This window comes from Streptomyces sp. IBSBF 3136 (assembly GCF_036815105.1).
GTDB lineage: Bacteria > Actinomycetota > Actinomycetes > Streptomycetales > Streptomycetaceae > Streptomyces.
Window position 1 is genome coordinate 42,911 of record NZ_JAJSZC010000028.1, and the last position, 12,326, is coordinate 55,236.

Here is a 12,326-nt window from a genome sequence, read left to right on the forward strand (position 1 = left end):
GATCGGCGCTCACCCCATCCCGGTGGCGGCCAGCACGGCCCGCCTGGTCAGCACCCGGGCGAGGTGCTCGCGGTACTCGGGCGAGGCGGCCAGGTCCTGCGCGGGTCGGGTGCCCTCGGCCGCCGCCTCGGCGGCCCGGGCCACCGCCCCGGGGCCGTCGGCTCCGGACAGCGCCTCCTCGGCGGCGGTGGCCCTCAGCGGGGTCGAGCCCATGTTGGTCAGCCCGATCCGCGCCTCGGCGATGTGCCCGTCGTCGCGCCGCACCAGCGCCGCCACCCCGACGATGGCCCAGGACTGGGCGACGGCGTGGAACTTCTCGTAGTGGAAGCCCCAGCCCTCCCGTTTCGGCACCCGCACCTCGACCAGCAGCTCGTCGGGCGCCAGCGCCGACTGGAGGTAGTCGACGAAGAACTCCCGCGCCGGGACCGTGCGCCGCCCGCCCGGTCCCGCGACGACGAGTTCGGCGTCCAGGGCCAGGGCCACGGCGGGCAGGTCACCGGCCGGGTCGGCGTGCGCGAGGGAACCGCCGAGGGTTCCCCGGTGCCGTACGGCGGGGTCGGCCACCGTGGCCGTCGCCTCGGCCAGCAGCCCGGCGTGCCGGCGTACCAGCGGGTCGTGGACCACCTCGTGGTGCGTGGTCATGGCCCCGATGACCAGCGTGTCGCCGTCCTCGCGGACCCCGCGCAGCTCCGGGATCCGGCCGACGTCCACGACCAGTTCGGGGAAGGCGAGCCGCAGCCGCAGCAGCGGCAGCAGGCTCTGCCCGCCGGCCAGCACCTTGGCCTCGTCGCCCGCGTCGGCGAGCGCGCGCAGCGCCTCGTCCACGCTCGTGGGACGGGTGTAGTCGAACGTGGGGGGAATCATGCCGAACCCTCCGTTCCCGGCTGCCGGCCCTGCCCACCGGGGTCGCCGTACTGGCCGATGTCGCCGGACTGGGCCGCCTGCCCGGACTGGCCGGACTGGGCCGGGCCGGTGCCGCCGGTCTCCGCCGTGGCGCCGGAGCGGGCGGCCCGGATCGCCTGCCAGACCCGGTACGGCGAGCACGGCATCCGTACGTCCCGCACGCCGAGCGGCCGGAGCGCGTCCACCACGGCGTTGACCACGGCGGGTGTCGAGGCGATCGTCCCGGCCTCGCCGACGCCCTTGACCCCCATGGAGTTGTCGACGGCCGGGGTCTCCGTGCGGTCGGTGACGAAGTCCGGCAGGTCCGCGGCGGACGGCACGAGGTAGTCGGCCATGGTGCCGGAGACGAGGTTGCCCTGGTCGTCGTACACGGCCTCCTCGAACAGCGCCTGCGCGATGCCCTGGGCGAGGCCGCCATGCACCTGTCCCTCGACGATCATCGGGTTGACGACCCGGCCGACGTCGTCGACGCAGACGTAGGACCGGATGCGTGTCTTCCCGGTCTCGGTGTCCACCTCGACCGCGCACAGATGGGTGCCGTGCGGGTAGGAGAAGTTCTCCGGGTCGAGCACCGTCTCGGCGTTGATGGTCGGTTCGACGCCGTCGGGCAGGTCATGGTTGGTGAACGCCTCGAAGGCGATCTCCTGGATGGTCTTACGGGCCTCGGGCGAGCCCTTGACGGAGAAGGCGCCGCCCTGGAACTCCAGGTCCTGCTCGCTCGCCTCCAGCAGGTGCGCGGCGATCCGCCGGGCCTTGTCCACCACCTTCACGGCCGCCCGGTGCACGGCCTCGCCGCCGACGGCCAGCGACCGTGAACCGTAGGTGTCCATGCCCTGCGGGGCCGCCCTGGTGTCGCCGTGCACGACCTCGACGTCCTCGAACGGCACGCCCAGCACGTCGGCGGCGATCTGGCTCCAGCAGGTCACGTGGCCCTGGCCGTGCGGACTGGTGCCGGTGACGACCTCGACCTTGCCGGTGGGCAGCATGCGGATGGCCGCCGCCTCCCAGCCGCCGGCCCCGTACCTGAGGTCCCGCAGCACCCGGCTCGGTGCCAGCCCACACATCTCGGTGAAGGTGGAGACGCCGATGCCGAGGCGCACGGTGTCGCCGCGCTCGTTGCGCTCGCGCTGTTCGGCGCGCAGGTCGTCGTACCCGAACAGGTCCAGCGCCTTGTCGGTGGCGGCCTCGTAGTCGCCGCTGTCGTAGGTCAGTCCGGCGACGGTGGTGTACGGGAACTCCTCGTGCCGGATCCAGTTGCGGCGGCGCACCTCCACGGGGTCGAGGCCGAGTTCGACGGCCAGTTCGTCCATGGTCCGCTCGATGGCGAAGGTGGCCTCCGGGCGGCCGGCCCCGCGGTAGGCGTCGGTCGGGGTGCGGGTGGTGAAGACCCCGGTGCAGGTGAACTCGTAGGCGTCCATCTTGTAGATCGCCGGGTACATGAAGGCGCCGAGGATCGGGATGCCCGGGGTGACGAGCATGAGGTAGGCGCCCATGTCGGCGAGCAGGTCGACCTTCAGGCCGAGCAGCTTCCCCTCGCGGGTGGCGGCGATCTCGATGTCCTGGATCATGCCGCGGCCGTGGTGGGTGGCGAGGTAGCCCTCCGAGCGGGACTCGGTCCACTTCACCGGGCGGCCGAGCCGGCGGGCCACCGCCAGGGCGACGGCCTCCTCGCCGTACACCTGGAGCTTGGAGCCGAAGCCGCCGCCGACGTCCGGCGCGATCACCCGCAGCTTGTGCTCGGGGATGCCGGTGACGGTGGCGAGCATGATCCGCAGGATGTGCGGGATCTGGGTCGCCGAGTGGACCGTGTACTCGCCGGAGGCGGCGAGCGGGGTGACGACGACCGCGCGCGGCTCCATGGCGTTGGGGATCAGGCGCTGCTGGTGGTAGCGCCGCTTCAGGGTCACCTCGGCGCGCTCGCGCACCGAGTCGAAGCTCTCGCCGGTGGCCAGCGGCCAGGTGTAGCAGCGGTTGGTGCCCTTGTCGGCGTGGACCAGCGGGGCGCCCTCGGCGAGCGCGGCCTCCAGGTCGAGCACCGGGGGCAGCGGGTCGTAGTCGACCTCGATCGCCTCCAGCGCGTCGGCGGCCGCGTACCGGTCGCGGGCCACCACGACCGCCACCGGGTCGCCCGCGTGCCGGACCTCGTCGACGGCGATCGGCGGGTGGTCGGGCAGCACGATGTCCTCGGTGACCGGCCAGGCGCAGGGCAGCGAGCCCAGGCCCTCGGCCAGGTCGGCACCGCTGAACGCGGCGACGACGCCGGGGCGTTCCAGGGCGGGGGAGACGTCGACGCGGGTGATGCGGGCGTGGGCCATCGGGCTGCGCAAAATGGCCAGGTGGAGCAGTCCGGCGAGCTGGATGTTGTCGGTCCAGTTGGTCTGGCCGGTGATCAGCCGGGCGTCCTCCTTGCGCAGCCGGGAGCGGCCGATCTCGGGTCCCACGGCCTGGTCGGTCATGTCCTGACCTCCTCGGAGACCTCGGCGCCCGCGGCGTCGAGCACCGCGCGGACGATGTTCTGGTAGCCGGTGCACCGGCAGAGGTTGCCCTCCAGGGCCTGGCGGACCTCGTCGGCGGTGGGGTGCGGGTTCTCCCGCAGCAGGTCGCGCGCGGCCATGATCATCCCGGGGGTGCAGTACCCGCACTGCAGTCCGTGCCGCTCGTGGAAGGCGCGTTGCAGCGGGGTCCACTCGCCGTCCGTGGCCAGCCCCTGGATCGTGGTCACCCGTCCGCCGTCGGCTTGTACGGCGAGGACCGAGCAGCTCTTGACGGTCGCGCCGTCCAGGTCGACCGTGCACGCGCCGCAGTTGGAGGTGTCGCAGCCGATCGGGGTGCCGGTCAGGCCGAGGCGGTCGCGCAGGTAGTGGGCGAGCAGGAGACGGGGTTCCACGTCGTCCTCGTAGGTCGTGCCGTCCACGTTCACCGAGATGTGGGTCATGTGTGCCCTCCAGACCGTGCCGGGCAGGGGCGTGGGTAGTCAGCCACCGGACGTGATGTAGGTCACTCTAATTCCGTGCTCTGCGGGCGGCGAGCGCTGCGCCGGGGGATTCGTTGAGCATTAATCCATTGCCGCCGGAGGGCCGCCCCTGCTGCACTGCACGGGACCCGACGTCACCGCGAGAGGACCACCGATGCGCACTGCGTGCATGTCCACCGAGGAAGGAATCCACCCCATGCCGAAGGACATCACGCCCAGTGCACCTGCTCAATCTCGGAATCCTCGCCCATGTCGACGCCGGTAAGACCAGCCTGACCGAACGGCTGCTGCACACGGCCGGAGTGACCGAAGAGATCGGAAGCGTCGACCGGGGGAGCACCCGGACCGACACGCTCGCGCTGGAGCGGCAGCGCGGCATCACCATCAAGTCTGCGGTGGTCTCCTTCCCGCTCGACTCGGTGACCGTCAACCTCATCGACACCCCCGGCCACCCCGACTTCATCGCCGAGGTGGAACGGGTGCTCGGGGTGCTGGACGGGGCGGTCCTGGTCGTCTCGGCCGTCGAGGGCGTGCAGGCGCAGACCCGCGTCCTCATGCGCACCCTGCGCCGGCTGCGCATCCCCACCCTCGTCTTCGTCAACAAGATCGATCGGCGCGGCGCGCGCGGCGGGGCGGTGCTGGACGAGATGGCCCGCCGGCTTGCCGTGCCGCTCGTCCCGATGGGGACCGCCGCCGGGCTCGGCACCCGCGCCGCCCGGTTCGTCCCCGGGCTCGGCCCGTCCGCGCTGGACGTGCTCGCCGACCACGACGACGACCTGCTCGCCGCCTACGTGAACCGCGGGATCTCCGGCGGCCGGCTGCGTGCCGCCCTGGCCGACCAGACCCGGCTGGGCCTGGTCCACCCCGTCTGGTTCGGGTCCGCCATCACCGGCGCCGGCGTGGCCGAACTCGTCGGCGGCGTCGAACGGCTGCTGCCGCCCGCCTCCGGCGACCCGGACGGCCCGCTGTCCGGCACGGTGTTCAAGGTCGAGCGGGGTCCGGCGGGGGAGAAGATCGCCTACGCGCGGATCTTCTCCGGCACGCTGCGCGTGCGCGACCGCGTCCCGGTCGGGGACGGCCGCGAGGAGGGCAGGATCACCGCCCTCACCGTTTTCGACCACGGCGGCGACGCCCGGCGGGAGGCGGCGCCGGCGGGCCGGATCGCCCGGCTGTGGGGCCTCGGCGGCATCCGGATCGGCGACGCGCTCGGCACGCCGGGCCGGGCCGCCGGGCACCACTTCCCACCGCCCACCCTGGAGACGGTCGTCGTCCCCGGTCCCGGGGCGGACCGGCGTGCGCTGCACCTCGCGCTCACCCAGCTGGCCGAACAGGACCCGCTCATCGGCGTCCGCCACGACGAGCTGCGCAAGGAGACCTCCGTCTCCCTCTACGGCGAGGTGCAGAAGGAGGTCATCGAGGCCACCCTCGCCGACGAGTACGGCCTGGACGTCACCTTCCGGGAGACCACCACCCTGTGCGTCGAACGGCCGGTGGGCAGCGGAGCCGCCGTGGAGTTCAACAAGAAGGACGGCAACCCCTTCCTCGCCACCGTCGGCCTGCGGGTGGACCCGGCACCGCCCGGCTCGGGGGTCCGCTTCGGCCTGGAGGTGGAACTCGGCTCCATGCCGTACGCCTTCTTCAAGGCTGTGGAGGACACGGTGCGCGAGACGCTGGGGCAGGGGCTGCACGGCTGGCAGGTCACCGACTGCGCCGTCACCATGACCCACTGCGGCTACTCGCCTCGGCAGAGCCACGCCCACCAGGGATTCGACAAGAGCATGTCCAGCACCGGCTACGACTTCCGCGGCCTGACCCCGCTGGTCCTGATCGAGGCCCTGCGCCGGGCGCGCACCGTGGTGTACGAGCCCATGCACCGCTTCCGGGTCGAGGCCCCGGCGGACACGCTGGGCGCCCTGCTGCCGGTGCTGGCCCGGCTCGGCGCGGTGCCGGAGAGCACGGGCGCGCACGACCTTGCCGGCGTCCTGGAGGGTGCCGTGCCCGCCGCCCGGGTCCATGAACTGGGGCAGCGGCTGCCCGGGCTCACCCGGGGCGAGGGCGAGCTGGAGACCGTCTTCGACCACTACGCGCCGGTCACCCGGGGTCCGCTGCCCGAGCGCCCGCGCACCGACCACAACCCGCTCGACCGCAAGGAGTACCTGCTGAACGTGACGCGCCGGGTGGGCGACTGACATCCGTCGGGCTGACTGCCAGTCAACTTACTCGCGAGTCAGCAGGTATTGACGCCGCCGGTACCACGCCGGACTGTGGTGTACATGCCGAATATTGGGGCGCGTCTGCTGCCGGTGCTGGTCGTCCTCTGTGGATTCCTGACGGCGGTGGGCGCCCCGCCCGCCACCGCCGCCGCCCCCTCGGGTTCCCTCTGGTTCGACGGCGGTCCGCTCACCGTGCGCGGCGGCCGTTTCGTCGACGGCCAGGGGCGCGAGGTCGTGCTGCGCGGGTACAACGTCTCGGGCGAGACCAAGCTGGAGGAGAACGGCGGCCTGCCCTTCGCCTCGGTCGCCGACGCCCGCAGGTCGGCGACCGCGCTGCGCGCCCTCGGCGGCGGCAACGCGGTCCGCTTCCCGCTCTCCTGGGCGCACGCCGAACCGGTGCGCGGCCAGGTCGACACCGCCTACCTGGCCGCGGTCACCGAGCAGATGGGCGCCTTCCTCGACGCGGGCATCCGGGTCTACCCCGACTTCCACCAGGACCTGTACTCCCGGTATCTGTTCGACGCGGGCAGCTGGTACACCGGGGACGGAGCCCCCAAGTGGGCGGTCGAAGGCGGGAGTTACCCCAAGGAGTCCTGCGGGATCTGCCTGTTCTGGGGGCAGAACATCACCCAGAACGCGGCCGTGCGGCAGGCGCAGTACGACTTCTGGCACGACGCCCACGGCGTCCAGGACGCCTTCCTCGGCACCGCCCAGGCGACCATGATCTACCTCCAACGGCACCTGAGCGACGAGGAGTTCGCCGGCGTCGTCGGCTTCGACCCGTACAACGAGCCGTACGCGGGCGGCTACGACTCCGGGCAGTCGTCGCGCACCTGGGAACGCGACCTGCTCTGGCCGTTCTACGCGCGCTTCCGGGCCCGGATGGACGCCGCGGGCTGGCAGGACAAGCCCGCCTTCGTCGAGCCCAACCTCTTCTGGAACGCCAACATCTCCACCCAGCGGCAGGAAGGCGGACTGCTGGACGCGGGCACGCTCGGCCCGGGCTACGTCTTCAACACCCACTTCTACGACCAGAAGGCCATCTCCGGCATCCTGATGTGGGGCAAGGCGGCCGACGGCCAGTACGCCTCCGACTTCGCGGCCGTCCGCGACCGGGCCGCGGCCGCCGGGACCGCCGCCGTGGTCAGCGAGTTCGGGCACCCGCTCTCGGGCACCGTCTCCGACAAGGCGCCGACGGTCCTCAAGGCGATGTACCAGGGCCTCGACTCCCGGCTGCCGGGCAGCCGCTGGTGGACGGACCCTGCTGCCTCCGGTCCGGTGCTGTCCGGCTCGCAGTGGCAGTGGGACCTCTACAACGGCCGGCACCACGAGCCGATGAACGGCAACCCCGGCAAGGTGGTCACCTCCGAAGACGGCTGGAACGACGAGGACCTCTCCGCCGTACGGCTCGACGACGCGGGGAACCCGGTGCTCCGCCAGGACGCCCGGCTGCTCGACCGGCTCTACCCGAGCGCCACTGCGGGCTCCGGTCTCGCCTTCACCTATGAGGACCGCTCCCGGGACGGCTCGGCCACCCTGACCTGGAACCCGGTGCCGGCCTCACTGCCGGACGTCGCCCGGCTGGTCGGTTCGGGTCAGTACGGGCTGCTGGTCTGGCGCTCCGGCGCCGGCGCGCCCACCGAGCTGCACCTGCCGGCGTCCTTCCCCACCCCGGCCACCACCGTCGTCTCCGACCTGGGCACGGTCTGCGGGCCGCCCGCCTACACCGCGGCCACCCCCGTCGGCGTCGCGCCCGAACCGGGCGGCACCGGCAGCCGCCGGCTGCTGCTCACCGCCGCGGACTCCGGTGTCCCGCACTTCGCCCTGGTGACCAACGGGGCCACGGCCCCGTCGGCGGACCTGCTGGGCGCGGCGCGTTCCGAACTGGCGGCGTGGGTCGCGGCGCACTTCTGAGAACGCGCCTCCCGGCCGGGGGGGGGGGGGGCGGGGGGGCGGCCCCCCCCGCGCCCCGCCCGNCCCCCCCCCCCCCCCCCCCCCCCCCCCCCCCCCCCCCCCCCCCCCCCCCCCCCCCCCCCCCCCCCCCCCCCCGGGCCGTCAGCTCCCCGACGGGCCCGTCCAGTCGGCCTGCACGTGCCCGAGCCGCACCCGCTGCGGGTGGTCGCCCACCGCGACCGACGTCACCTTCTCGCCGGTCGCGAAGTCGATCGCCGTGACCTGGTCGGCCCCGCTCTCGGAGATGACGCAGTCCTTGCCGTCGCCGCTGACCGTGGCCCAGTACGGCTTGGACGCGGTGACCAGCGGACCCTCCTGGAGGGTGGCGCGGTCGACCACCGTGGCGTAGTCGTCCATGGTGCCCGCGACACACAGCTTCGTGCCCTCGGGGTTCATCGAGAGGCCGTGGTGGCGCGAGTCGTTGACCCAGGTGGTGCGGTCCTCGCTGGTCGCCGGGTTCTTCGGCAGCGTCTTCACCCGGGTGATCCGGTCGGTGGCGACGTCGTACTCCAGGAAGCCGTTGAAGAAGGAGACCTGGAAGTACAGCTTCGACTCGTCGGGGGAGAAGACGGCCGGCCGTACGGCGTCGGAGAAGTTCTTCAGGCCGATCGCGTCCAGCCGCTGGCGCATGTCGATGACCTTGACCTGCTTGTACGTGCTCGCGTCCACCACCGTGATGTGGCGGTCGCCCTTGGTCCAGTCCCAGCCCGGGTCGTCCAGGGCCGTGTTGACGTCCCCGATGGACATGTTCCAGATGTACTTGCCGTCCTTGGTGAAGATGTTCTCGTGCGGCTTGTCGCCCGTCGCGAAGGAACCGAGTTGCCGGCCCGTGCCGATGTCCAGCACGTGCACGGTGTTGGCGGTGGAGGCGGACACGGCGACCCGGGTGCCGTCCGGGGACACCGCCATGTGGTCGGCCCGGTAACCGGCCACCGGGAAACGCCAGTTGATCCGGCCGGTGGCCAGGTCGACGGAGACCACGTCCGCGAAGCTCGGCCGGGAGACGACCACCGAGCGGCCGTCCGGGGTGGAGTACATGTCGTCGGCGAACTGGTCGTGGCCCTCGCCGACACCGTTGCGGATCGCCGTGAAGTAGATCCACTTGATCGGGTCCGCGTTGATCTCGGCCATCCGCTGGGCCTTGTCCGGGATCACGTTGACGCGGCCGATCTTGGCGAAGTCTCCGGAGGACCGGATGACGTCGGCGGTGCCGTCCCAGTTGTTGCCGACGAACATCACCTCACGCAGACCGGAGCCGGCGGACGCGGCGGTCGTGGCGGAGGCGGCGGTCGCGGGGGCGGCGACGGTCAGCGCGAGGGCGGCGGCGACGGAGCAAAGGTGCCTGGTTCTTGGGGCAGGCATGACTGCTCTCTTTCCTCGGGGAAATCTGAACACGGGCGCTTTCACAGTGAACTTACTGAAAAGTAAGGAGGGTGCGGGCTACTCGACAAGATGTGTGCACGACAAGATTGGGCGCGGGTGGGTGAACGGAGGGGGCGCGGGTGACGGGCAGGCTCAGGGCGCCGAAGGGCCGCTACGGCGGCAGGTCCGCCGAGGAACGCCAGGCCGAGCGGCGCCGCCGGTTCCTGGACGCGGCGCTGCGGCTGTTCGGTGACAGCCCGGGCTTCCGGCAGACGACGGTCGCCGCGCTCAGCCAGGCCGCCGGCCTGTCCACCCGGCAGTTCTACGAGGAGTTCCGCACCCTGGAGGACGTGCTCGCCGCGCTGCACCTGGAGGTGAACGGCTGGGCGGAACAGGCGGTGCTGGACGCGCTCGCCGCGGCCGAGGGGCTGCCGCTGGCCGAGCGGGTCGCCGTGCTGTTCCGGGCCTACGCCCGCGGCGTCACCTCCGACCCGCGCCGGATCCGGATCACCTTTGTCGAGATCATCGGCGTCAGCCCGGCGCTGGAGGAGCAGCGGCTCGCCCGCAGGGCCCGCTGGGTCGACCTGATCCGCGCCGAGGCCGACGCGGCGGTTGCCCGCGGTGAGGCGGCTCCGCGCGACTACCGGCTCGCGGCGACGGCCTTCATCGGCAGTGTCAACGGGTTGCTGCACGACTGGAGCGCGGGGTGGGTGGACGCGAGTCTCGACGAGGTCGTCGACGAGCTGGTGCGGCAGCTTCTCGGGACTCTCCGGCCGGAGGGGTGGCGGCAGGGGGACCGGTGACCCGGCGTCGCCGATCGGCTCCCGCCGCGGGGTGCCCCTGCCGTATCCGTCTGTGGTGCCGTCGCGGCTGGTCGCGCGGTTCCTCGCGCCCCTGGGTGGGCTGTTGTGCCGTGGGGTCGAATCTCGGGCGCTGTCGTGATCCGTGCGGCTCGGCGCGCGGGATCGGGTGGGAGCTGGTCTGCTGGATGAGGGGGCTCTGTACCCGTTCTCCGGAGACACGCATGAGTACGTATCGAGCCGCGCAGGTGACCGCCCCGAACGGCACGTTCGAGCTGGTCGAGCGGGAGGTGCCGCAGCCGGGACCAGGCCACGTGAGGGTCGCCGTGGAGGCCTGCGGGGTCTGCCACAGCGACGCGCTCTTCGTGAGCGGCGGACTACCCGGCGTCTCCTTCCCCGAAGTGCCCGGGCACGAGATCGCCGGTCGCATCGAGGAGCTGGGGCAGGGCGTGCACGACCGCGGCTGGCGGGTCGGCGACCGGGTGGCCGTCGGCTGGTTCGGCGGCAGCTGCGGCCACTGCCGGCCGTGCCGCGAGGGCGACTTCATCGTGTGCCCCAACCTGAAGGTCCCGGGCTGGACGTACGACGGGGGCTTCGGCGAGAAGGTGATCGCACCCGTCGACGCGCTGGCCCGGATCCCCGAGGGGGTGTCGGCGAGCGACGCCGGACCCATGGCATGCGCCGGCGTGACGACCTTCAACGGGCTGCGGCGCAGCGCCGCGCGGCCGGGCGACCTGGTGGCCGTGCTCGGCCTCGGCGGTCTCGGGCACCTGGGGGTGCAGTACGCGGTCGCCATGGGTTTCGAGACGGTGGGCATCGCCCGGGGCCCCGAGAAGGCGGACTTCGCCAAGCAGCTCGGCGCCCACCACTACGTCGACAGCACCTCCGGGACCTCGGTCGCCGAGGCGCTGCAGTCGCTGGGCGGCGCCAAGGTCGTGCTGGCGACCGCCGGGAACTCCGAGGCCATCGCGGACACCGTGGACGGCCTGGCCCACCGCGGGGAACTGGTCGCCATCGGCGCGGACACCGAACCGCTCGGCATCAGCCCGGTGCAACTGCTGATGAGCGGCCGCGTGATCCGCGGCCACCCCTCGGGCACCTCGCAGGACGTGGAGGACACCATGGCCTTCAGCGCCCTGCACGGCATCCGCCCGATGACCGAGTCCGTCCCGCTGGACCGCGCGGACGAGGCCTACCGGAAGATGATGTCCGGCAAGGCCCGTTTCCGGATGGTGCTCGACTACACCTGAATCCCCTGAGACACCTGAGACCCCTGAGACACTTGGAATCCTGAGACGTCTGGGGCGCCGGCGCACGGCGCGCCCCGCTCAGCCGGCGGCGAGCCCAGCAGGCCCGTCGCCGCCAGCAGGGCCGCGCCCAGCACCCCCCACGCGACCATCCGCTGCCGCAGCGTCCGGTACCTGTCCTCGTAGAGGTGCCGCAGCTCCTCGGCGCGGTCGGCGGTGCGGCGCCACGAGGTGCGGGCCAGTGCCAAGTACTCCGACTCGAAGTGGTGTTCCAGGTCGTCCCGTTGGGTCTCGGTGAGCCAGCCCAGGCGGTCGGCGACCCGGGCCGCCGCCGTACGGCCCTGCTCCCGTGCGGCGGTGAGCAACAGATGGCCCTCGACCTCCTGGACCAGGACCCTCTCGTCCCCCGTGCTCATCGCGCGGTCAGCTCCTTCGTCCGGCCCCGCCGCTGCGGGTGGTGCAGGTCGAACGCCGGGGATTCGCTGCGGATCGGCGGCAGCGAACGGAAGTTGTGCCGCGGCGGCGGGCAGGACGTCGCCCACTCCAGCGAACGGCCGTAGCCCCACGGGTCGTCGCTCTCGACCCGCTCCCCGTACTTCGCCGTCTTCCAGACGTTGTAGAAGAAGGGCAGCATCGAGGAGCCGAGCAGGAACGAGAAGATCGTCGACACGGTGTTGAGTGTGGTCAGCCCCTCGACCGCGAGATAGTCCGGGATGCGGCGCTGCATGCCGTTGACGCCGAGCCAGTGCTGGACCAGGAAGGTGCCGTGGAAGCCGATGAACAGCGTCCAGAAGGTGATCTTGCCGAGGCGCTCGTCCAGCATCTTGCCGGTCATCTTCGGCCACCAGAAGTGGAAGCCGGAGAACATCGCGAA

Annotated in this window: 10 protein-coding genes; 4 read left to right on the forward strand and 6 right to left on the reverse strand. The window is 72.4% G+C overall.

Translation table 11 applies throughout. The annotated features are described in order from the left end of the window. Window positions 1-9: 9 nt before the first annotated feature. The 3 genes from V7E45_RS09125 to V7E45_RS09135 are packed head-to-tail and all read right to left on the reverse strand — an operon-like array spanning window position 10 to window position 3,838. Window positions 10-864, reverse strand: coding sequence for an FAD binding domain-containing protein (locus V7E45_RS09125; protein ID WP_333773596.1), 855 nt, complete (start codon window positions 862-864; stop codon window positions 10-12). Beyond that, window positions 861-3,359 carry a xanthine dehydrogenase family protein molybdopterin-binding subunit gene (locus V7E45_RS09130; RefSeq protein WP_333773597.1) on the reverse strand — a complete coding sequence of 833 codons (2,499 nt, stop codon included), beginning with the start codon at window positions 3,357-3,359 and terminating at the stop codon, window positions 861-863. Before V7E45_RS09130 ends, V7E45_RS09125 begins: the two co-directional genes overlap by 4 nt. Next, window positions 3,356-3,838, reverse strand: coding sequence for a (2Fe-2S)-binding protein (locus tag V7E45_RS09135; RefSeq protein ID WP_333773598.1), 483 nt, complete (start codon window positions 3,836-3,838; stop codon window positions 3,356-3,358). The genes V7E45_RS09130 and V7E45_RS09135 overlap by 4 nt, the downstream gene beginning before the upstream one ends. 257 nt (window positions 3,839-4,095) lie before the next feature. Here V7E45_RS09135 and V7E45_RS09140 point away from each other — a divergent pair, with 257 nt between their 5' ends. Further along, window positions 4,096-6,066: a translation factor GTPase family protein gene (locus V7E45_RS09140; RefSeq protein ID WP_333773599.1), complete on the forward strand. Its 1,971-nt coding sequence runs from the start codon at window positions 4,096-4,098 to the stop codon at window positions 6,064-6,066. 84 nt (window positions 6,067-6,150) lie between these two features. Beyond that, complete coding sequence (locus V7E45_RS09145) at window positions 6,151-8,004, forward strand: cellulase family glycosylhydrolase (protein WP_333773600.1); 1,854 nt, start codon at window positions 6,151-6,153, stop codon at window positions 8,002-8,004. Window positions 8,005-8,145: 141 nt separating this feature from the next. Here the strand turns inward: V7E45_RS09145 and V7E45_RS09150 are convergent, their stop codons facing one another. After that, complete coding sequence (locus V7E45_RS09150) at window positions 8,146-9,405, reverse strand: YncE family protein (protein ID WP_333773601.1); 1,260 nt, start codon at window positions 9,403-9,405, stop codon at window positions 8,146-8,148. Window positions 9,406-9,545: 140 nt separating this feature from the next. Here V7E45_RS09150 and V7E45_RS09155 point away from each other — a divergent pair, with 140 nt between their 5' ends. Beyond that, window positions 9,546-10,208 (forward strand): TetR/AcrR family transcriptional regulator, encoded by a 663-nt coding sequence (locus V7E45_RS09155; RefSeq protein WP_333773602.1) that lies wholly within the window; start codon window positions 9,546-9,548, stop codon window positions 10,206-10,208. 221 nt (window positions 10,209-10,429) lie between these two features. Next, entirely contained in the window at window positions 10,430-11,455 is a 1,026-nt protein-coding gene (locus tag V7E45_RS09160; RefSeq protein WP_333773603.1) for an alcohol dehydrogenase, read from the forward strand. On the opposite strand, the gene V7E45_RS09165 is transcribed toward V7E45_RS09160, so the two are convergent. After that, a complete protein-coding gene (locus V7E45_RS09165; RefSeq protein ID WP_333773604.1) occupies window positions 11,446-11,868 on the reverse strand; it encodes a hypothetical protein in 423 nt (140 codons plus the stop codon). The two genes, V7E45_RS09160 and V7E45_RS09165, sit on opposite strands and share 10 nt — an antisense overlap. Continuing rightward, window positions 11,865-12,326 (reverse strand): cbb3-type cytochrome c oxidase subunit I (locus V7E45_RS09170; RefSeq protein ID WP_333773605.1); only part of this gene is annotated, 462 nt, incomplete at its 5' end. The genes V7E45_RS09170 and V7E45_RS09165, both read right to left, overlap by 4 nt.

What these genes read in the sequence shown, in the direction of transcription:
- V7E45_RS09130 (WP_333773597.1), bottom strand. Translation starts at nt 3,359, where the DNA reads ATGACCGACCAGGCCGTGGGACCCGAGATCGGCCGCTCCCGGCTGCGC.
- V7E45_RS09125 (WP_333773596.1), bottom strand. Translation starts at nt 864, where the DNA reads ATGATTCCCCCCACGTTCGACTACACCCGTCCCACGAGCGTGGACGAG.
- V7E45_RS09160 (WP_333773603.1), top strand. Translation starts at nt 10,430, where the DNA reads ATGAGTACGTATCGAGCCGCGCAGGTGACCGCCCCGAACGGCACGTTC.
- V7E45_RS09135 (WP_333773598.1), bottom strand. Translation starts at nt 3,838, where the DNA reads ATGACCCACATCTCGGTGAACGTGGACGGCACGACCTACGAGGACGAC.
- V7E45_RS09150 (WP_333773601.1), bottom strand. Translation starts at nt 9,405, where the DNA reads ATGCCTGCCCCAAGAACCAGGCACCTTTGCTCCGTCGCCGCCGCCCTC.
- V7E45_RS09145 (WP_333773600.1), top strand. Translation starts at nt 6,151, where the DNA reads ATGCCGAATATTGGGGCGCGTCTGCTGCCGGTGCTGGTCGTCCTCTGT.
- V7E45_RS09165 (WP_333773604.1), bottom strand. Translation starts at nt 11,868, where the DNA reads ATGAGCACGGGGGACGAGAGGGTCCTGGTCCAGGAGGTCGAGGGCCAT.